Source organism: Bacillus sp. PS196 (assembly GCF_037963555.1).
GTDB classification, from domain to species: domain Bacteria; phylum Bacillota; class Bacilli; order Bacillales; family Bacillaceae; genus Bacillus; species Bacillus subtilis.
Genome location: NZ_CP150159.1, coordinates 2,867,388 through 2,887,650 on the forward strand (window position 1 = coordinate 2,867,388; position 20,263 = coordinate 2,887,650).

Annotated in this window: 17 protein-coding genes and 1 pseudogene; 3 read left to right on the plus strand and 15 right to left on the minus strand. The window is 44.3% G+C overall.

What is annotated here, in order from left to right:
* Positions 1-68: 68 nt before the first annotated feature.
* The gene (locus tag NST79_RS14990) at positions 69-851 is read left to right on the plus strand and encodes an HAD family hydrolase (protein WP_015251491.1); all 783 of its coding nucleotides are present in this window, start codon (positions 69-71) and stop codon (positions 849-851) included.
* Positions 852-890: 39 nt separating this feature from the next.
* Here NST79_RS14990 and thrS read toward each other — a convergent pair whose 3' ends face one another.
* The 9 genes from thrS to NST79_RS15035 form a co-directional block, all read right to left on the minus strand.
* Positions 891-2,822, minus strand: a complete 1,932-nt coding sequence (gene thrS, locus NST79_RS14995) for a threonine--tRNA ligase (protein WP_087614656.1) — start codon at positions 2,820-2,822, stop codon at positions 891-893.
* A gap of 395 nt (positions 2,823-3,217) precedes the next feature.
* The gene (gene ytxC / locus NST79_RS15000) at positions 3,218-4,063 is read right to left on the minus strand and encodes a putative sporulation protein YtxC (RefSeq protein ID WP_181217330.1); all 846 of its coding nucleotides are present in this window, start codon (positions 4,061-4,063) and stop codon (positions 3,218-3,220) included.
* A gap of 78 nt (positions 4,064-4,141) precedes the next feature.
* A complete protein-coding gene (locus tag NST79_RS15005; RefSeq protein WP_003229468.1) occupies positions 4,142-4,783 on the minus strand; it encodes a TVP38/TMEM64 family protein in 642 nt (213 codons plus the stop codon).
* A 33-nt stretch (positions 4,784-4,816) separates the two neighbouring features.
* Positions 4,817-5,752 carry a primosomal protein DnaI gene (gene dnaI, locus NST79_RS15010; protein WP_003229466.1) on the minus strand — a complete coding sequence of 312 codons (936 nt, stop codon included), beginning with the start codon at positions 5,750-5,752 and terminating at the stop codon, positions 4,817-4,819.
* A 27-nt stretch (positions 5,753-5,779) separates the two neighbouring features.
* The gene (gene dnaB / locus NST79_RS15015; protein ID WP_087614657.1) at positions 5,780-7,198 is read right to left on the minus strand and encodes a replication initiation membrane attachment protein DnaB; all 1,419 of its coding nucleotides are present in this window, start codon (positions 7,196-7,198) and stop codon (positions 5,780-5,782) included.
* A gap of 114 nt (positions 7,199-7,312) precedes the next feature.
* On the minus strand, positions 7,313-7,771 hold the full coding sequence (nrdR, locus tag NST79_RS15020) for a transcriptional regulator NrdR (protein ID WP_003223586.1): 459 nt from the start codon (positions 7,769-7,771) through the stop codon (positions 7,313-7,315).
* Positions 7,772-8,044: 273 nt separating this feature from the next.
* On the minus strand, positions 8,045-8,425 hold the full coding sequence (gene speD / locus NST79_RS15025) for an adenosylmethionine decarboxylase (RefSeq protein ID WP_003223584.1): 381 nt from the start codon (positions 8,423-8,425) through the stop codon (positions 8,045-8,047).
* A gap of 238 nt (positions 8,426-8,663) precedes the next feature.
* Positions 8,664-9,686 (minus strand): glyceraldehyde-3-phosphate dehydrogenase, encoded by a 1,023-nt coding sequence (locus NST79_RS15030; protein ID WP_003229459.1) that lies wholly within the window; start codon positions 9,684-9,686, stop codon positions 8,664-8,666.
* Positions 9,687-9,891: 205 nt separating this feature from the next.
* Complete coding sequence (locus NST79_RS15035) at positions 9,892-10,272, minus strand: winged helix-turn-helix transcriptional regulator (RefSeq protein WP_003229458.1); 381 nt, start codon at positions 10,270-10,272, stop codon at positions 9,892-9,894.
* A 183-nt stretch (positions 10,273-10,455) separates the two neighbouring features.
* Between NST79_RS15035 and NST79_RS15040 the strand changes: the two genes are divergently transcribed.
* Positions 10,456-11,643, plus strand: coding sequence for an MFS transporter (locus NST79_RS15040; protein ID WP_212059311.1), 1,188 nt, complete (start codon positions 10,456-10,458; stop codon positions 11,641-11,643).
* A 23-nt stretch (positions 11,644-11,666) separates the two neighbouring features.
* Positions 11,667-12,509: an aldo/keto reductase YtbE gene (gene ytbE, locus NST79_RS15045; RefSeq protein WP_003229455.1), complete on the plus strand. Its 843-nt coding sequence runs from the start codon at positions 11,667-11,669 to the stop codon at positions 12,507-12,509.
* Between the two features lie 41 nt (positions 12,510-12,550).
* Here the strand turns inward: ytbE and coaE are convergent, their stop codons facing one another.
* The 6 genes and pseudogenes from coaE to phoP all read right to left on the minus strand — a co-directional run bounded on the left by coaE (position 12,551) and on the right by phoP (position 20,152).
* Positions 12,551-13,144 (minus strand): dephospho-CoA kinase, encoded by a 594-nt coding sequence (gene coaE, locus NST79_RS15050; protein ID WP_004398928.1) that lies wholly within the window; start codon positions 13,142-13,144, stop codon positions 12,551-12,553.
* Between the two features lie 15 nt (positions 13,145-13,159).
* Positions 13,160-13,810, minus strand: a pseudogene (gene ytaF / locus NST79_RS15055) (sporulation membrane protein YtaF); the annotation flags it as partial.
* Positions 13,811-13,958: 148 nt separating this feature from the next.
* A complete protein-coding gene (mutM, locus tag NST79_RS15060) occupies positions 13,959-14,789 on the minus strand; it encodes a DNA-formamidopyrimidine glycosylase (protein ID WP_019712903.1) in 831 nt (276 codons plus the stop codon).
* 22 nt (positions 14,790-14,811) lie between these two features.
* Complete coding sequence (gene polA, locus NST79_RS15065) at positions 14,812-17,454, minus strand: DNA polymerase I (RefSeq protein WP_212059313.1); 2,643 nt, start codon at positions 17,452-17,454, stop codon at positions 14,812-14,814.
* Positions 17,455-17,697: 243 nt separating this feature from the next.
* A complete protein-coding gene (gene phoR, locus NST79_RS15070; protein WP_212059316.1) occupies positions 17,698-19,437 on the minus strand; it encodes an ATP-binding protein in 1,740 nt (579 codons plus the stop codon).
* Positions 19,430-20,152, minus strand: coding sequence for a two-component system response regulator PhoP (gene phoP, locus NST79_RS15075; RefSeq protein ID WP_003229442.1), 723 nt, complete (start codon positions 20,150-20,152; stop codon positions 19,430-19,432). Before phoP ends, phoR begins: the two co-directional genes overlap by 8 nt.
* Between the last annotated feature and the right edge of the window lie 111 nt (positions 20,153-20,263).

Sequence of the window (20,263 nt, forward strand, 5' to 3'; positions counted from 1 at the left end):
TATCTATTGTAAAATAAAACATGAGCCTTTTGGCAGAAAGATTTGAATCTGAAGCAGAGGAGAAGATCATGAAAGCCGTATTTTTTGATTTAGATGATACACTACTTTGGGACGAGAAAAGCGTCAGAACAACATTTGCAGAAACTTGCTTACAGGCGGAGAAAAAATATGGCCTTGCCCCTGAGGAATTCGAAGCAGCTGTTCGCGAAGCGGCGAGAGAATTGTACATGTCATATGAGACGTATCCATATACAGTGATGATCGGCATTAACCCGTTTGAAGGACTGTGGTCCAATTTCTCAGAGCCAATCAGTGAAGGCTTTCAAAAGCTGAACAAGATTGTGCCGGAGTACAGAAGAAATGCATGGACAAACGGACTGAAAGCGCTTGGGATCGATGATCCTGCATATGGCGAATACTTGGGAGAGTTTTTTGCGGCAGAGCGCAGAAAGCGCCCGTTTGTATATGATGAAACTTTTGCTGTACTCGATCAATTAAAAGGCAAGTATGAATTATTGCTTTTGACAAATGGCGATCCTAGTCTGCAAAAGGAGAAGCTTGCCGGCGTACCTGAACTCGCTCCTTACTTCAATGAAATCGTCATCTCGGGCGCATTCGGCAAGGGCAAGCCGGATGTTTCAATTTTTGAACACTGCCTTAAGCTGATGAATATTGAAAAAGACGATGCCATCATGGTCGGCGATAATTTGAATACTGATATTTTAGGCGCTTCAAGAGCCGGAATCAAAACCGTTTGGATCAACCGGACGGATAAGAAAAACGAAACTGACGTAACGCCTGATTACATCATCAGCAGCCTTCATGATTTGTTTCCTATATTAGAGAAATAAAAAAAGCATGATCTCTTCAACGAGATCATGCTTTTTATTTTATTTTTTCGCTTCAGCTACTGCCTTTTTCACAAACTCATCAAGTGAAATGGTTTCAGAGTTCTGTTCTCCGTATTTACGCACGTTTACCGCTCCGTTTTCTGCTTCTTGGTCACCGACCACCAGCATGTACGGGATTTTTTGCATTTGCGCTTCACGGATTTTGTAGCCGATTTTTTCATCGCGGCTGTCGACTTCAACACGCAGGCCTTCACGCTGCAGGCGTTCCTGCACTTTTTTCGCGTAGTCTAAATGCACAGCCGGAGAAACCGGGATGACTTGGAACTGAACCGGTGCAAGCCATGTCGGCAGCGCGCCTTTGTGTTCTTCGATTAAGAAGGCAACAAAGCGTTCCATTGTTGAAACGACACCTCTGTGAATGACAACCGGACGGTGCTGCTTGCCGTCCTCACCGATGTATGTCAGGTCGAAACGTTCCGGCAATAAGAAATCAAGCTGTACCGTAGACAGTGTTTCTTCTTTTCCGATCGCAGTTTTCACCTGAACATCAAGTTTAGGGCCGTAGAATGCCGCTTCACCTTCTGCTTCGTAATAGTCGTGGCCGATTTCGTCCATTGCCTCTTTCAGCATGGATTGCGCTTTGTTCCACATTTCATCGTCATCAAAATATTTCTCTGTATCTTCCGGATCGCGGTAAGACAGACGGAATGTGTAATCACTTAAACCGAAGTCTTCATAAACATCCTGGATTAAACGGACTGTACGGATAAACTCATCCTTAATTTGATCCGGGCGCACAAAGATGTGTGCATCATTTAACGTCATTCCGCGTACCCGTTGAAGTCCTGACAGCGCACCTGACATTTCATAGCGGTGCATCGTTCCAAGCTCTGCTATACGAATCGGAAGCTCGCGGTAACTGTGAATGTCTTGTTTGTAAATCATCATATGGTGCGGACAGTTCATCGGACGCAATACAAGTGTTTCATTGTCCATTTCCATCGGAGGGAACATGCCTTCCTGATAATGATCCCAGTGTCCTGATGTTTCATACAGCTCTTTGCTGCCTAGCACAGGTGTGTATACGTGCTCATAGCCGAGGCTGATTTCTTTATCAACAATGTAGCGCTCGATGACGCGGCGGATTGTCGCGCCTTTTGGCAGCCAAAGCGGCAGGCCTTGTCCGACTTTTTGAGAGTTCGCGAACAGCTTTAATTCTTTGCCGAGCTTTCTGTGATCGCGTTCTTTCGCTTCTTCTAGCATACGAAGATGCTCTTCAAGATCAGCTTTTTTGAAGAAAGCTGTACCATATACGCGCTGAAGCATTTGGTTTTTGCTGTCACCGCGCCAGTATGCGCCAGCAAGGCTTAACAGCTTAAATTCTTTGATTTTTCCGGTTGAAGGAACATGGACGCCGCGGCACAGGTCAAAGAATTCGCCTTGCTCATAGATCGAAACGGTTTCTCCTTCAGGAATCGCATCCAATAGTTCAAGCTTCAGGTCGTCGCCGATTTCCGCAAAACGGGCTTTCGCTTCTTCACGGCTGACTTCTTTTCGAACGATCGGAAGGTTCGCATTAACGATTTTTTTCATTTCTTTCTCGATTTTCGGCAGATCCTCCGGTGTAATCGCTTCGTCCATTTCTACATCGTAGTAAAAACCGTTTTCGATAACCGGACCGACGCCGAATTTAACATCCTTGTAGATGCGTTTAATCGCTTGAGCCAGCAAGTGAGCCGCACTGTGGCGCATAATTTGAAGACCTTCTTCTGAGCCTTCTGTAATGATTTCCACTGTACCGTCTTCATTGATCGGCGTTCTCAAATCGATTTCTTTTCCGTTCAGTTTTCCGGCTAATGACTTTTTCTTTAATCCCGGACTGATGGATGCCGCGATATCTTCTGTTGTTGTTCCTTTCGCAAACTCCTTGACTGCTCCATCAGGAAATGTGATTTTTACCATATCTGACATCTTTGTCACTCCTTTTTTTGCATATAAAAACCCCGCCCCCTATGAAAGGGACGAGGTTGAATAAACGGAATCGTGGTTCCACCCTTTTTTCCGCAAAGCCAATACACGGCACCTGCGACTCTAAGCTCTGTAACGGGAGTTCCCGTCAGCCATTACTGTTCCTTTTCAAGAGGTTCACAGCTGAAGTTCAAAGGCGGTAAAGCGAATGGTCCTTAGCTGGGAAGCTTGCAGCCAGGGCTTCCCTCTCTTTGAGCCGGTATCATTCCTTCGTGTCCTTATCAATACGTGTGTCTTTCTTAATCTCCTATGTATTATAAATTGTTCAATCCAAAAAATCAACACGATCGCGTTTCCTTTTTTAAACCGACAGCCTTATATAGACAGGCTGCCGGCCCTCATCCTTCCGAGTGCTTCACCGGTATTTCTGCATCTGCAAAAGCGTGCAGCGGGAGCATTTCCACTCTCTCTTGAAATACGTTTTGAATGGTCCTTGCCATCATGTGCTCAGGCTGGTCGGTATAAAGCACGACTTCATCAGGCGCAATGGAAATCAGCGGTGCGAGCAAATGAGAATCAATATACATAGGATGATCCCGGACAAATCTCCTGTCTATGTATTTCATTTTTTCCCGTTCCGACACATAGCGCAGCTCCCATAATGTAAAGGAACCATCATGGACAATATGCACTTTTTTGATTCGCGGCTGTTTGGCGTTTACATAGTCTCTGAGTGTTTGAATAAAGTTTTGATATTCCTGTTCCATTTTATATTCATCAATCGCTGCTTCTGTAATATCTCTCAGCTGCTTATAGTATGATCCAAGTCGGAAGGTCTGAAAGGAGCGAATGTAAAATACTCCTTCCTCTAAACAGATCGTTTGGAGTTCATCCAAAATTGATTGTTTCCGTGAAAGCTTCAGCGGCTCAAACGGAAGATCGTCTGCTTCACCTTCAATAATACTGTGTGCGAGCTGAAGGATTTGCTGCTGTTCATCCTGATCCGTGAAACAATACGTTTCCTCAATCAATGACAGCATATGCTCGTCTTCTTTGCATTCCAAAAAAAATTTGACCAGAATCGGCTCCATAAAACGCTGAATAGGAAAAGCCGGATTCGCTTTTTCAATCCCGATTTTTCGTATGCCTTCACGGACAATGATATTGTTCCGATCGTCCGAATGCTGAATGAGATGTAAAAAAGCGGCTGCATCATGGTCATCTTCAAAGATTATTTCAAGCATGTTTGTCCCCCCTTACGGCATCTGTTACAAGTATATGGGGGATGTTTTTAAAATAGACGTAAAGGTCATTGGCAAATCTTAATTTGATTCTTGGAACAAGTTTTGCATTTTCTTTCTGAAGATGAACGGCAATGAGATAAACACGATATACAAAGCGAGCACCATAAAGAAAGCGGGCAGATTGCCAGCCAAAAAGCTCGCACCCAGCACATTAAGCGCAATCGTCCCAGGGATGATTCCCACAGCCGTTGCGGCAAAATACGGCAGCGCTTTGACATTGGAAAGGCCTGCCGCATAGCTGACGAAATCAAAATTGATCGGCAGGATTCTCAAAAGAAAGATATAGAAAAATCCGTTATCCTCCATTTGCTTCTGTATGGCTTCAAGCCTTTCGTAATGCCCGTTCTTTTTCGCCGAAAACAAACCGGCCGCAAAAAACGATACAGCTGAAGCGCACATCGAACCGAATAACGTATAAAGCGTGCCGAGAAGCGGGCCAAACGCAAGTCCGCCAGCTATTGAAATAACAGACACCGGAAATAAAACAAGTGGCCTGACGATGGATATCCCGATAAACATCAGAGGTGCAAAGACTCCGAACGACAATACCCATACCCTGATTTCTTTCGGCGATACATTCAAATACGTTTTATTTCCCCAATAGAGTAAACCAGCACCTGCAAGCACTGCCAGCCATTTGACAGCCGTTTTTCGTTTCATACCCTCAGTTCCTTCCCCTTTGAACCGCAGCAATTATGGATGTCGGCGGTTTTCTCCGTCAAGGCGGATCGGAGCAGCCAAATATAATATCCGCTCCATTAATCTTGCAGCTTTTACTTCTTCTTTTTCTCCCCTCTGCGAATACGTAAAATGATGCTTCAGCTCGTCAGGTGAGAAATTAGAAGAAAAGAACGTTGGCAGCTGCTGGGACATTCTGTGCTGAAGCACCGTTCCGATGACCTCATCCCTTACCCAGCTTGTCATTGATTCTGCTCCGATGTCATCAAGCATTAATACGGGTGTGGTCTTTACCATATTGAGCTTCTCTTCCAATGTCTGGTCTTGCAGCGAATTCTTAAGCTCTCTCACAAATTCAGGCACATAAACAATCATGGAGGAATACTCTTTTTCCGCCAGCTCATTGGCAATTGCAGCGAGCATAAACGTTTTTCCTACCCCAAATTTCCCGTATAAATATAATCCTTTCCCTTTTCCCGTCTCATTATAGCTTTTCAGGAAGTCTGTAACATGCTGAAACATCGCGAGTCTGCTTGGGTCACTGATATCAACTTGCTGGAACGTCGCTCCAAGAAGATCCTGCTGGATATACATGCTTTTCATAAGAGACTGTTGTTTCTTCTGCTGGTCGAGCTTCCGTTTGACTGGACATTCGTAATACTCGATATCAATAGACCTCCCATTGACAACAAGCTTCGGATGGTAGCCCTCCAACAAATTGTTGCAGTTTTCATCTTCCGAACAATAGGAGCAATTCTTGCTTTGTTCGATATATTCATAAAGCTTATTTAAGCTCTTTTCGATCATTTTTTGGTCAATCACTTCTTCGTTTTCCTTCAAAAATGCTTGAACATCTTGATCTTTCATGACTTTTTCCTTCATTTGTTCAAGACGTTTTTGGAAATCCGGCCTGCCGGTTACGCCCTGCAGGGAACGGCCGATTGGTTCCATCTATTCCTTCACCCCGCATCTCTGTCTTTAATAGGCAGAGTATTTTTTCAGTTTTTGCATTTCTTCCATCATCTTTTTCTTCTGTTCTTCCAAATCCTGCGGATGCAGCTTCTGCTGTCCGGATTCTGAATCGGACGCTGTTTCCTTTTCTGTCATCCAATCAGGAAGCTTTTCTTCACGAATCACTTTTTGGTTTCGTTTCGAAGACTTTGTTTTTCCCTCAGCCCATTCAAGATACTGGCGGTTTTCTTCTATTGCGAGCTTCATCGCTTCCCTGACCGTTTTCACCTTTTTGCGTGCCCAATGCGAAGCGATTTTTTGGATATAGTTTTTCGACAGCTTCATGTCGGTTTTCAGCATGACATAATAAATTAACACATTTGTGACGCCTGGCTCGAGCTTCTGTTCGAACATAATTTCTTCTATGATCTTCAGATCAGCTTTTGACGGCTCTGTTCCGTCAGCAATGTCCTGCAGAAGCTTCTTCGGGGAAATCGCCTCCAGCAATGCAATCAGCTTCCCATCCAGAGAATCCTCTTCTGCCGGTTTTTCGCCTTCACGCAGATGCACCGGCTGTGTTTTTTCCACCAAATCGGGCAGCTGTCCGTTTCTTTCAATTTGATACCAGTCGCTCGCCGCTTTTCTTAATGCCTCCGTCGTAATGACGTCACGCTCATCAATTGCGCTCATCACAACATTTTGCATTTGCAAAGGGTCAATTCCGTACAGATAAGAAAGCTTTTTGATTGTGTCCCGCACCTGCTGGGTCATCGCTTTTCTCGGTATCATCGTCTCAGAAAGTCCCGCTAAAAACAAATCAAAATCAAACACATCCTCCGTTATGGTGTAGGACGGAGACTGTCCGACAGAAGTATACTCGGACCCCTCGGCAAGCCTTACCGTTTCCTCCATATCGGATGTGAGCTTCCATTCACTCGGCTGCAGCGATTCAAACGCATGATTAAACGGACGCGTAATGTCCTTCGCATCTTCTGAAATGGCCGGGTGCGTAAAAAATTGTTTTAATTGCTGATATTTCGTTTTTCCGACCCTATTATACAGAAAAACATTCAGCATTCCGTCTTCAAAAAATTCATTTGGTCTGAGCGGCGGAAGGAGTTCATATATAAAGAGGCGCTCCTGCCGCTCGGATTCTTTCATATATACTTTCAGCAATCCGATGCCCTCGAGCTTCCCCTGTTCCTGATGGATCGTTTTTAAGTTGGACTGTGTCATCGCCATCAGCTGTCTATGTGTGGACTCTCCGCCCCACAGACGGTTTTGTTCAAGCTCTCCCCACAATGTCATATAAAGAGAGAATGCAACAGGGCCGATTAAGGGCTGGTACAGTTGTGTAATAATTTGTCTGTCAATATCCTGCAGCATCGATCTGCTTTTAACCACATACGGGTCTACAGGCAGTACATCTTTCCAATAGTCAGCCATACATTCTCAAACCTTCCGAATTTGTTTCTACCTTTCATTTTACACCGTTTCTTATATCTATCAAATGCCAATTTTGCACATGAGAAAAGAGCTAGAAGAATCCTCTTAGCTCTTTTAACGCTCTTTCTTTATTAAGTCTTTTAATTCGTCGATAAAGACGTTTATATCTTTAAACTGCCGATAGACGGACGCGAACCGCACATATGCGACTTCGTCAATCTTAGCCAGCCGGTCCATGACCATTTCTCCGACGAGCTCACTCTTCACCTCGGAGCAGCCTTGATTGCGAAGCTCTTTTTCAATATCAAAGCACATGTCTTCAAGCGTTTTGAGTGAAACAGGTCTTTTTTCACATGCTTTTATGAGGCCGCGCAGCATTTTTTCTCTGCTGAATTCCTCACGCACACCTTCTTTTTTCACGACGATGAGCGGGGTTTCCTCCACTTTCTCAAAGGTCGTAAACCGGTAGTGGCAGGATTCGCACTCGCGTCTTCGGCGAATCGACTTTCCGTCATCCACAGGCCGTGAATCAAGGACTCGTGTTCCGTTATGCTGGCATGAAGGACATTTCAATAAAATCAGCTCCCAACTATATCGTTCCCTGCAATGTATTTTCGGCAGCCTCCGCCTTTTAAAAATAGATGTGACAGCATCTGTCGGGAGAGCCGTTGTTAAATTTGTTTCTATAGCATTAGGTGGTTTGTGAAAATCTCCTTCTTATTTTACAAAAAAAATGAAAAAAGAAAAAGCTGACACTCTCGTTTCTTTATAAAAATAAAAGGAGCATAAGCTAAAAAGCGCATAATGGCTTTCTAGCTTCAGCTCCCTTTGTGTTCGCAATTTACTTTATAGTACTTTCGCTTGCGCCTGTTTAATTTGCACAGGCCCCATTCCTCTTGGTATTTCAATGTTTTCTCTTGTATCAGCATGTAATGCCTCTGCAATGTAATCAGCAGCGACATTAGGATCTAAGTCTCCACAAGTATAAACATCAATGCTCGCATATCCGTGCTCAGGAAAACTGTGAATCGTTAAGTGTGATTCAGAAATAATCACAACTCCGCTTACGCCTTGCGGTGCAAATTTGTGAAATGCAACCTCGCGCACCTCAGCACCTGATTTTAGAGCAGCATTTACAAACGTTTTTTCAATAAAATCCATGTCATTCAGCTTATCAAAATCGCATCCCCATAGCTCGGAGATAACGTGACGCCCCATTGTTTCCATAGTCATGGACCCCCCTTAACAAGAATTAAAAAGTGAAATTCCAACAACTGGGTCGGCCATTTACCACGGGGGAAAGTTAGTCCGGAGAGGTCCTAACCCTTTAAGTAATTCCGAAACAGTCTCAAGCAAGAAGTTCACGAAAAATAGTATACTGTGTTTAAGTCTAATTTGCAAGGTGCGTTTTTTCAGAAATATGCTGTTAAGGGTTTTTTCTTTAAAATGTGTCCATGACCTTATTTTATACAGCAGACGGATGTTTCATTCGTGCCGCTACATGGCGGATTAGATCAACAACTCTGCAGGAGTAGCCCCATTCGTTGTCATACCACGCCAGCACCTTTACTTTCCTGTCTTCCATTACCATTGTTGTAAGCCCGTCAATGACCGCTGAATGCGGATTCGTATTATAATCAGTCGAAACGAGCGGTTCATCTGAGTAATCAAGTACACCGTACATCGACGTTTTGGCAGCGCGTTTAAATGCCTCGTTTACTTCTTCAGCCGTAACATCCGTTTTCAGATCAACAACGAGATCAACCAATGAGACGTTCGGAACAGGGACACGCAAGGCGAGGCCGTGAAGTTTTCCTTTCAGATGCGGCAGCACAAGCGAAAGCGCCTTTGCCGCTCCTGTTGTTGTTGGAATGATGGATTCACCGCAAGCCCGCGCCCGGCGCAAATCTTTGTGCGGGTTATCAATATTTTTTTGGTCATTCGTATACGCATGAACTGTAGTCATCAGACCGCTCTCAATGCCAAACTCTTCATCCAGTACTTTTACAACAGGCGCAAGGCAATTTGTCGTGCATGACGCATTTGAAATAATGACATGGCGCTCAGCGTCGAATTGGTCCTCATTTACGCCCATCACAATGGTAACGTCTTCATTTTTTCCCGGAGCGGTCAAAATCACTTTTTTTGCACCTGCTTCTATATGGCCCATCGCTTTATCTTTAGCATTAAACTTCCCTGTTGCTTCGACGACTATGTCAATATCATATTCCCGCCAAGGCAGCTGTTTTGGATCACGGCTGTTTAACAAAAGCACTTTCTTTCCATTTACGATCAGGCTGTCTTCACCAGCCACAACCTCTTTGTCGTATCTGCCGTGAATTGTGTCATACTTTATTAAATGAGCCAGCGTTTCTGCGGAATAGCTGGCGTTAATGGCCACTACTTGAATTTGATCGTCTAACATCGCTTTTCTAAAAACCATTCTTCCGATTCTTCCAAACCCGTTGATCGCTACTTTTACCTTCATGTTGGACACCCCTTATCAATTATGCCATCCTAATTTGTTACTATCTAAAATTAGTATAACACATTAAAACAAATTCGCCAGTACATATTGATAAAAATCAACGATTATAACGCTAATTTATGATGCATCTTATGTTTTCTTGCACAGAATATCAGGCGTAAGAACCAAAAAGCAGCCAGCGCTCCGCACTGACTGCCCTCATGCTTTATGATTCCTGTTTTAACTTATCATTGAGCACACTTTCTTCTAGCACAGAAAATGTATCCCCGTACACTCTGTTAATATGATTCGCTCCCCAAGCACACAGCATATCTAAAATCCCTTCTAAGCTGCGGCCGTATTCGCTGAGCTCGTATTCCACTTTGGGAGGAACTTGATTATATACGATTCGGTTAATGACACCGTCCGCTTCCAGCTCGCGCAGCTGCTGAGTCAGCATTTTTTGCGTGATATTGGGCATTAGGCGTTTTAATTCGCTTGTACGTTTTTTTCCGTGCGTCAGATGGCATAAAATGACGCATTTCCATTTCCCTCCAATCACTTCAAGAGTCGCTTCAACAGAAATGTTATATTTTTTCTTCTCCATACAATCCATTCTCCTCACAGGCACCAAAAAGTGACTATAGCACTTCAAAGTACGTACTTTTATTTCTTAACGATATGTTTCATAATCACATTTGCCGGCTGATTTGAATCTGCTCTTTTTTATTTATATAGCTTACTCGGCAGAATTTCAATCATACAACACATCTTACAAAGGAGGAACATCATGACTTCAGCCAAAAGCAGTATTCCTGCACTACTGGCTTTGGCCGTAAGTGCATTCGCAATAGGGACAACTGAATTTATCAGTGTCGGCCTTTTGCCGCTCATTGCTGATGACCTGCATATTCCAGTCACGACAGCAGGATTAACCGTTTCCCTTTATGCGCTCGGCGTTACATTTGGGGCACCTATATTAACTTCATTGACCTCAAGCATGTCGCGTAAGACACTATTGCTTTGGATCATGTTTATTTTTATTGCCGGTAATACGATGGCAGCAACCGCTTCAAGCATCGGGATTTTACTAGCAGCACGTGTGATATCGGCATTTTCGCACGGTGTGTTTATGTCGATCGGTTCGACAATCGCAGCGGATATTGTCCCGGAAGATAAAAGGGCTAGCGCGATTTCAATTATGTTTACTGGCCTCACTGTGGCAACTGTAACCGGAGTTCCTTTTGGGACATTTATCGGCCAGCAGTTCGGCTGGCGTTTCGCCTTTATGGTCATTATCGCCGTCGGAATCATTGCTTTCATTACAAATGGTATTCTTGTACCGTCCAAATTACGAAAAGGGACGAAAACAACGATGCAGGATCAATTGAAGCTTGTGACAAACAGCCGGTTATTGCTTTTATTTGTCATTACAGCGCTTGGATACGGAGGAACATTCGTTGTGTTCACGTATCTGTCTCCCCTGCTTCAGGAAGTAACAGGCTTCAAAGCCGGGACTGTTGCAGTGATTCTGCTCGGATACGGAATAGCTATTGCTATCGGCAATATGATTGGCGGAAAGCTGTCAAACCGAAATCCGATTGCCGCTTTATTCTATATGTTTATCGTACAAGCAATTGTTCTATTCGTACTGACATTTACAGCCCCGTATCAAACAGCAGGGCTCATTACCATTCTCTGTATGGGATTGCTGGCCTTTATGAACGTGCCCGGCCTTCAGGTGTATGTCGTCATGCTGGCTGAGCGTTTTGTCCCGAGTGCAGTTGACGTCGCATCCGCGATGAATATCGCTGCCTTTAATGCAGGAATCGCGCTTGGGTCATACCTTGGCGGTGTGATCACCGATTCAATCGGATTGATTCATACCGCTTGGATAGGCGGATTAATGGTGGTCGGTGCAGTCATTTTAACAGGCTGGAGCCGCTTAATGGAAAAACGAGATCGGCAGGAAGCCTGACAATTTTAAAGGAGGAAATGAACATGACAACACATTTACAAGCAAAAGCAACACTTCATAATGGGGTAGAAATGCCTTGGTTCGGCCTCGGCGTGTTCCAAGTGGAAGAAGGATCTGAACTGGTAAACGCAGTTAAAACTGCCATTGTTCACGGGTACCGCAGTATTGATACTGCAGCTATCTATGGAAATGAAGCTGGCGTTGGAGAAGGGATTCGGGAAGGCATTGAAGAAGCAGGCATTTCAAGAGAGGATCTGTTTATCACATCGAAAGTATGGAATGCGGATTTAGGCTACGAAGAAACACTCGCCGCGTTTGAAACAAGTCTGTCCAAACTCGGTCTGGATTATTTGGATCTATACCTCATCCACTGGCCTGTAGAAGGAAAGTATAAAGAAGCTTGGAGAGCGCTTGAAACGCTGTATAAAGAAGGCCGTATCAAAGCGATTGGCGTAAGCAACTTCCAAATTCACCATCTTGAAGATCTGATGACGGCAGCTGAAATTAAGCCTATGATTAACCAAGTGGAATTTCACCCGCGCCTCACACAAAAAGAGTTGATAAGATACTGCCAAAATCAGGGCATCCAGATGGAGGCTTGGTCACCTTTAATGCAGGGGCAGCTGCTGGATCATCCTGTATTGGCTGACATCGCTCAAACATATAACAAATCTGTCGCACAAATTATCTTGCGCTGGGATCTGCAGCATGGCATTATAACGATTCCTAAATCAACGAAGGAACACCGCATTAAAGAAAATGCAAGCGTATTTGACTTTGAATTAACGCAGGATGACATGAACCGAATCGATGCACTGAATGAAAACTTGCGCGTCGGTCCTGATCCGGACAACTTTGATTTTTAATGGCCAAAAAACACCGTTCAATATGAACGGTGTTTTTTGTATTATGCCCAGCTGTTCATGATTTCATCAAGCTGCCTTTTGGTCTCTTCAAGCGTGCCGCTGTTATCGATGACTTGATCTGCTCTTGCTGTTTTTTCCTCTAAGGGCATTTGAGAGCGGATACGGCTGACTGCTTCTTCTTCCGTCAGCTGATTGCGCTTCATCAGACGTTCCAGTTGAAGCTCTTTTGTCACACTGACCACGATAATTTTATCAACCAATGATTCCAATTTGCTTTCGAACAATAGCGGGATATCCAATACAACAAATGCCTCCCGATTTGCAACGGCTTCATCACGGCGATTGAGCATTTCCTGCCTGACTGCGGGATGAACAATTGCATTTAAAGCGAGACGCTTTTGTTCATTTGTAAATACCAGCGCTCCAAGCTTTTTTCGATCTATATCGCCATTTGAGAGCAGTATGTCTTCACCGAATTCGTCAATGATTTGCCGGTAGGCCGGCATCCCTTTTTCTACCGCTTGTTTTGCAATGATATCTGCATCTATAACTGTTATTCCTTTTTCAATCAGCATATTGGCTACCGTGCTTTTGCCGCTAGCTATTCCTCCCGTTAAACCAATGACTAAGGTCAAGAGATCCACTCCTTTTTACAATTTCCAGAGCCCAATCGTGATTAATAGAAGCCCCGGCAAAAACGCCATTTTATCGATCCATTTCCACTTAGACAGAAAATGGCCGGCATTGATTCCAATTGATACAAACAGCGAGCTCATGATTGCCACGGCGATGCTCATCACAATCGGTGAAAAACCGAGAATGGCTGCGCCTATACCTGCTCCAAAGGCATCAATCGATAAGGCAAATCCCAATAAGACCGCCTCAATTCCATTGATCACACCCGATTTGTCGATATCCGCACTCATGGGTTTTCTCAAAATATGAATCACAATTCCTAATGACCGAACCTCTAAATTAAGCAGTGTTTTTTCATGCAAGAGGTATTCTTTATCTTTTGCCGGTTTGAAGAATTGGTACAGAACCCACGCACCGATTCCAACCAATATCAAACCGCCAAGCTTCTCCGTCACATATACAGGAACAAACTTCGTGAGAAAGCTTCCGATCAGCATGGATATAAACATGACAGCACCGGAACAGCAGGCGATAACCAAAATCGCTTTAAACGGTATTTTCATTTTTCTCAATCCGTACGTAAATCCGACTGAAAAACTGTCCAAGCTGACAGCCAACGCCAGCAGCAGTATAGAAACCATTTGCATATCCGTTTCTTCCTTTCTGTTGGTGCTCTTGTATCAGATGTGAAATGCCCGGGATTCATCACAATCATATATATGGGAAAGTGAAAAATCCGTGTTTCGAAAATGGCATCCTCCATTACAGAGTTACTGATATATGCACCGACAGCTTGGACGATGAAGCATTATGCTACTTTTTTTTCTGGCACTTTGCGCAAAAATGCGTGCCTCTTCCTCCAACGACAATTTTCGAAATCATCGTTCCGCAATTTTTGCATGGCTCGTCTTTTTTTCCGTACACAAAATGCTGCAGCTGGAACATTCCGATTTCCCCTTGGGAGTTGATATATGAACGGACTGTGCTTCCGCCCGCATCAATCGCCTCCTGCAGAGTGTTTTTGATTTCAGCGTGAAGGGTTTTGATTGTTTTATCTGATAATTGATTTGCTTTTATCTCGGGATGAACACCCGCTCTGAAAAGAGCCTCATCCACATAAATGTTTCCTAGTCCAACTACCGTTTTTTGATCCAGTAGGGCAGTTTTGACAGCGCGGTTTGTTTTCGCAAGCCGTTCTTTTAAATACGCACTCGTAAATTCTTCTGCATCCGGCTCCGGACCTAACTGAGAAAGCGGGAGCTCGCCCGCTTCTTCTCCCGGTTTAAATAAGTGCATGGTTCCAAATTTCCGCACATCCCTGTACCGGAGCTGGGTTCCATCCGTCATCGTGAATATGACATGCACGTGTTTATCGTCAGGCTCCTCGGCTTGATGAAGACCGTATTTTCCTTCCATTCGAAGGTGAGAAACCATAACATAATGATCTAAATGAAACAGTAAAAACTTTCCCCGTCTTCCGATGGACTGTATCGTTTCTCCTGCTAGTTTTCGCGCAAATTCCTCCGGTTCGGCAGGCCGTTTGATGATATTCGGCCATCTGATCTCTACCGATTTGATTGTTTTTCCCTTTACAAGCCCGGTCAGAGTGCGCCGGACCGTCTCAACCTCTGGTAATTCCGGCACATCCATCACTTCCTATCTCTGTTTATTTCGCATCGTACCAAGATGGGCCTGATGCAAAGTCCACCTTTAACGGCACATCTAATGCAAGCGCATGCTCCATCACTTCAGGAACAAGCTTTTCAAGAATTTCAATTTCTTCCTTTGGCGCCTCAAAAATCAATTCATCGTGTACTTGAAGCAGAAGCCTTGCTTTCAACTGTTTTTCTTTCAGCTTGGCAGCCATGTCAATCATGGCTTTTTTGATAATATCAGCGGCGCTTCCTTGAATCGGCGTATTCATGGCCGTCCGCTCCGCAAAACTTCGGATATTAAAGTTCCGGCTCGTCAGCTCAGGGATGTAGCGGCGGCGATGCATAAGCGTTGTTACGTATCCTTTTTGCTTCGCTTCCTGTACTGAATCTTCCATGTACGCTTTTACGCCTTGGAAACTTTCCAGATAGCGGTCGATAAATGCTCCCGCTTCCTTCCGAGTAATGCCGAGGTTCTGTGACAGACCGTAATCGCTGATCCCGTAAACAATGCCAAAGTTGACCGCTTTCGCCTGGCGTCTCATCGCAGATGTCACTTCATCCTTAGCGACATGGAACACATCCATTGCCGTTTTCGTGTGAATATCCATATCATTTGTAAAAGCTTCGATCAGATTTTCATCCTTTGAAATATGGGCAAGCACCCGCAGCTCGATTTGTGAATAATCGGCTGCAAAAATGAGCCAGTCTTTTTCAGACGGCACAAAAGCTTGGCGAATTTTCCGGCCTTCCTCAAGCCTGATCGGAATGTTTTGCAGGTTCGGATCAGTCGAGCTGAGACGGCCAGTTTGCGTTAAGGCCTGGTTAAATCGCGTGTGCACTTTATGCGAATCCGGTCTCGTCACCTTTAAAAGCCCTTCGATATATGTTGATTGAAGCTTGCCAATTTGTCTGTACTGTAAAATATAGTCGACAATATCATGCTTGTCAGCCAGCTTTTCAAGCACATCGGCAGACGTAGAATAGCCTGTTTTCGTTTTCTTTACGACAGGAAGGCCGATCTTTTCAAATAAGATGACGCCTAGCTGTTTCGGAGAATTGATGTTAAACGGCTCTCCCGCAATCTCATGGATTTTTTCTTCATATTCCTTCAGCTTCGCACCCAGTTCTTCACCCATCCGTTTTAAACGGTCAACATCGACCTTGACGCCAGTTGATTCCATTTCGCCAAGAATAAGCGCAAGAGGCATTTCCAGCTCTTCAAACAGTTCAAGCTGGTCGTTGTTTTCCAGCTCCTGAACGAGCTTTTCCCGAAGGCTTTGAATTGCTAACGCTTTTCGGCCAAGGTGCTCAGACAGTACGTCTTCTGACGGCACTGCCCGTTTTGCTCCTTTTCCATAAACTGATTCATCACTTGAAACGATATGCAGGCCGTAATCCTTAGCCACACTCGCAACGTCGTCATATGAATTGCCCGGGTTGATGATATAAGCCGCAAGGAGCGTATCAAACTCGGCTCCTTTCAGCTCAATGCCCTGCCAGCGCAAAGCGACAACAGCCCGCTTGCTGTCGAAGACCCATTTCTTCTGCTCGTCATTTTCCACCCATTCTTTAAACACCTCAGACTCAACGGCAATGTCTTTCGGAATGAAATAAGCTCCCGTTTCATTTACGATCGATAATCCGAGGATCGGCTCTTCATGATAATTATCGCCAATCTGTTCAACGACAAATGCGGATGGAGAAACCAATATATCGCTTGTCACGTCTGTGACTGTTTTGACATTAATGTCTTCCAACGATTGATCCTGTTCTGCTTCTGCACTGTCTTCTCCAAGCCGTTCAAGAAGCGTGTTGAAGCCAAGATCTTTAAAGATGGCAATGACCTGTTCACGATTAAAGCCTTGATATTCCAGGCCGGAAACAGATACCTCAATCGGAGCATCCGTCATAATTGTCGCAAGCTCCTTGCTCATCAATGCTTGATCCTTAAACTCCTCAAGCTTTTCCTTCAATTTCTTTCCGCTCACCTCGTCAATGGACTCCAGCAGCTTTTCAACGGAATCAAATTGTTTTAAAAGCTTAATCGCAGTCTTTTCTCCGACGCCGGGCACACCCGGAATATTATCTGAGGAATCGCCCATCAGACCCTTCATGTCAATGATTTGTTCAGGCGTAAGCCCGTATTTCTCTTTGACATGCTCCGGTGTGTAAAATTCAACATCGGTAATTCCCTTTCTCGTAATGGCAACTGTCGTTTTGTCCGTTGCCAGCTGTGTTAAATCCTTATCTCCTGAGAAAACCTTAACTTCAAACCCGTCTTTTTCAGCCGATTTGGCCAGTGTGCCGATAATATCATCCGCTTCATATTGTTCCAGTTCATAGCGGCTGATCTGGTAGGCATCCAGCAGCTCGCGGATAAACGGCATTTGTTCGGAAAGCTCAGGCGGGGTTTTCTGTCTGCCGCCTTTATATTCTTTAAATGTGCCGTGACGAAATGTTGTTTTCCCGGCATCAAACGCAACCAGCATGTGCGTCGGTTTTTCATCCTCAAGCATTTTCATCAAAATCATCGCAAAGCCGTATACAGCATTTGTATGAACACCTTTATCATTGCTTAACAGCGGCAATGCAAAAAACGCCCGGTAAGCCAGACTGTTTCCGTCTACAAGCACTAATTTTTTTCGTTCCGTCATTCAATTTCCTCCTAAGAAGCCTCAGGCTTCCATTCATCTCTTACATAGTCATTAGCTCCTCTTATTTTAACAAAGTTCAATTTGAAAGGAAAATACGTGAACTATAAGAGAAGACACAAAAAAGGACGGGAACACAAATAGGTTCCCGCCGTCAAAATTGGCTCCTTGGATGAAGGGGTTCTACTACATCCTACCAGCATAGGTTTAACAGTGCATGAAGATATTGTTAAACCTTTGTAAACATTAGGCGGACTTTTCAGCGGCCCGTTTCAGCGTCACGGTAAAGACAGTTCCCCGTCCAGGCTCGCTTGTGACATCAATTTTCCCTTCATGAGCCTCTATTAAATGCTTGACAATCGCAAGGCCCAGCCCGGTTCCGCCCGAATTCCTGCTTCTGTCTTTATCTACGCGGTAAAAGCGTTCAAAGATGCGCGGAATTTCTTCTTTCTGAATTCCGATTCCAGAATCGGCAACCTCAATCTGAATGTCTTTTTCTCTGGGCTTTACATTGATAGCCACGGAGCCCCCCTCAGGCGTGTAGGTTAACGCATTGTTTACGAGATTAAGAAATACCTGTTTCAGCCTGTACGGGTCACCAGATACATATTGAGGGTCTTTCGGGACATTCAGGTGCAAGGAGATGCCTTTCTCATCCGCCTTATGCTTCAGAAGCGTTTCAATCTCAACAAGCATTTTGGCCGGCTCAAACGTTTCGATACTGAGCGTGAAATTTTGCTGCTCGATTTTTGAGAGATCGAGCAAATCCTGAACCAAAGACTGAAGCCTTTCGCTTTCCTTAAGAATAATAGAGAGAAATTCAGAAAGCGCCTCTTTATCCTCCATCGCCCCGTCCAATAACGTCTCCGTAAACCCTTTTATGGACGTAATCGGCGTTTTCAGCTCATGAGAAACATTGGCCACAAAATCCTTCCTCATCTGCTCTAATTTCTTCGTTTCCGTCATGTCATGGAAAACAAGCACAATTCCTTTCCATTCATCGTCCGGCCCCATAATCGGAACACCGTCCACTTCAAAATAACGCCGTTCTATTTTGATCGGTAGTCTTAACAGCTTGCATTTCTTTGTCTCCGTCATAAAAATGTCTTCGACAAGCTGGATCACTTCTTCATGTTCAAATGCATCGTGATAAAGACGGCGCAGCATATGATTCGGATTGATATGAAACTGCTTGGCGTAAGACCTGTTTACGAGATTAATAAAGCCTCTTCCGTCGATCATAATCAGCCCGGAGCCAATGTTTTCAATGACTGTCAGCAGCCGATCCCGCTGCATTTCCTGCGTTCGCGTCATTTCCATCAGATCAATGGCAAGGCTGTTCATCGCATGTCCTAGCTTATCAGAACGCCTAATATAGCCGCCGTACGTCCGTGCATCGTAGTTGCCCTTAGAGAGTTCTGTGGCTACATTTGTCGCTGACTCAATTGACCTTTTATAACGTGAGGTCATGCTGGAATAAAAATAAACAATGACGATAAATGCGGTACAAAGACTGGCCGTCAGCATCCCCCACAATTCGCCTTTTAAGCCGTCGCTTTTTTCAGAGGCGGAAAGCAGCACATATCCTGTTTTTTCACCTTCGCTTCTAAGTGAAAGTCCGTAATAAAGCTTGTTATCTGTTGTTGACAGAATACCCTCATGTCCAGAAACAAGCGCCTGCACCTTTTGGGAATCAGCCGCTCTCCCGTTTGACCCATACAGCACCTTGCCGTCTGTATCGATAACGGATGCGCTCACATCAAGCGCGCCGCCTGCATCTTTAATGATTTTCTCATTTGCTTGATCATTCAGATTGCCGGCATCAAGAAGCGAAGCCAAGTATTTTGCTTCTTTTTCAATGTGTTCCTCTGCTTTCCTTTGATCAGATGTTTCAAAAAGCTGCTGTAAAAACAGCCCGAGGACACAAAACACCAGAATCATACAGACAACGAATACAGAAAAAAGGCGCACACGGTATTTATTCATTCATTTTTGGCTCCTCCAGTTTATACCCCAATCCCCTAATCGTTTTAATGTAGATCGGTTTTTTGGTATTGTTTTCAATTTTGTCGCGAAGATGGCTGATGTGCACATCAACAATTCTCGTATCTCCGGCAAAATCATAATTCCAGACTGCGCTCAGCAGCAGGTCTCTTGTCAGAACTCTGCCTTTATGTCTGCCTAAATAGAGCAACAGTTCGAATTCTTTCGGTGTCAGTTCAAGCTGACTTTCTTTAAAGTACGCTTCATAATGATCAGGCAGGATTTTCAGATCGCCGATTACGATCTGGCCTTCCATTTCATCGTTCTTCATCTCACTAGAGGGCGCAGCTATTTCCGAACGCCTTAAAATCGCTTTGACTCTCGCATTTACTTCCCTTGGACTGAACGGCTTGGTCATATAATCATCAGCACCGAGCTCCAGCCCTAATACTTTGTCGAATTCCTCATCCTTCGCTGTCAGCATTAAAATGGGAAACATCAGTTTTTGCTGTCTCAGCTGCTTGCATACTTCGATTCCGTCCAATTTTGGAAGCATCACATCAAGCACAATCAAATCAGGCTTCTCTGTTTCCGCTTTTTTGAGTGCTTCTTCCCCATCCGAGGCGGTAATGACATCATAGCCTGACCGTTCCAAATTGTACTGTAAAAGAGTAACAATAGATTCTTCATCATCCACAACTAAAATTTTCTTGTTCATGCTGTGCCTCCAGTATTATAATTCCCCGACATCCTATTTCTCTATTTTATGTCATCTTAACATGTTTCATGATTTTATTTTAGCGAAAGCAGGACATTCCGACAATTCGCC

Bases quoted from the DNA above. Each gene is read 5' to 3' on its own strand.
- NST79_RS14990 (WP_015251491.1), top strand. From the start codon at position 69: ATGAAAGCCGTATTTTTTGATTTAGATGATACACTACTTTGGGACGAG.
- thrS (WP_087614656.1), bottom strand. From the start codon at position 2,822: ATGTCAGATATGGTAAAAATCACATTTCCTGATGGAGCAGTCAAGGAG.
- ytxC (WP_181217330.1), bottom strand. From the start codon at position 4,063: ATGCTTGAAATAATCTTTGAAGATGACCATGATGCAGCCGCTTTTTTA.
- NST79_RS15005 (WP_003229468.1), bottom strand. From the start codon at position 4,783: ATGAAACGAAAAACGGCTGTCAAATGGCTGGCAGTGCTTGCAGGTGCT.
- dnaI (WP_003229466.1), bottom strand. From the start codon at position 5,752: ATGGAACCAATCGGCCGTTCCCTGCAGGGCGTAACCGGCAGGCCGGAT.
- dnaB (WP_087614657.1), bottom strand. From the start codon at position 7,198: ATGGCTGACTATTGGAAAGATGTACTGCCTGTAGACCCGTATGTGGTT.
- speD (WP_003223584.1), bottom strand. From the start codon at position 8,425: ATGGAAACAATGGGGCGTCACGTTATCTCCGAGCTATGGGGATGCGAT.
- NST79_RS15030 (WP_003229459.1), bottom strand. From the start codon at position 9,686: ATGAAGGTAAAAGTAGCGATCAACGGGTTTGGAAGAATCGGAAGAATG.
- NST79_RS15035 (WP_003229458.1), bottom strand. From the start codon at position 10,272: ATGGAGAAGAAAAAATATAACATTTCTGTTGAAGCGACTCTTGAAGTG.
- NST79_RS15040 (WP_212059311.1), top strand. From the start codon at position 10,456: ATGACTTCAGCCAAAAGCAGTATTCCTGCACTACTGGCTTTGGCCGTA.
- ytbE (WP_003229455.1), top strand. From the start codon at position 11,667: ATGACAACACATTTACAAGCAAAAGCAACACTTCATAATGGGGTAGAA.
- polA (WP_212059313.1), bottom strand. From the start codon at position 17,454: ATGACGGAACGAAAAAAATTAGTGCTTGTAGACGGAAACAGTCTGGCT.
- phoR (WP_212059316.1), bottom strand. From the start codon at position 19,437: ATGAATAAATACCGTGTGCGCCTTTTTTCTGTATTCGTTGTCTGTATG.
- phoP (WP_003229442.1), bottom strand. From the start codon at position 20,152: ATGAACAAGAAAATTTTAGTTGTGGATGATGAAGAATCTATTGTTACT.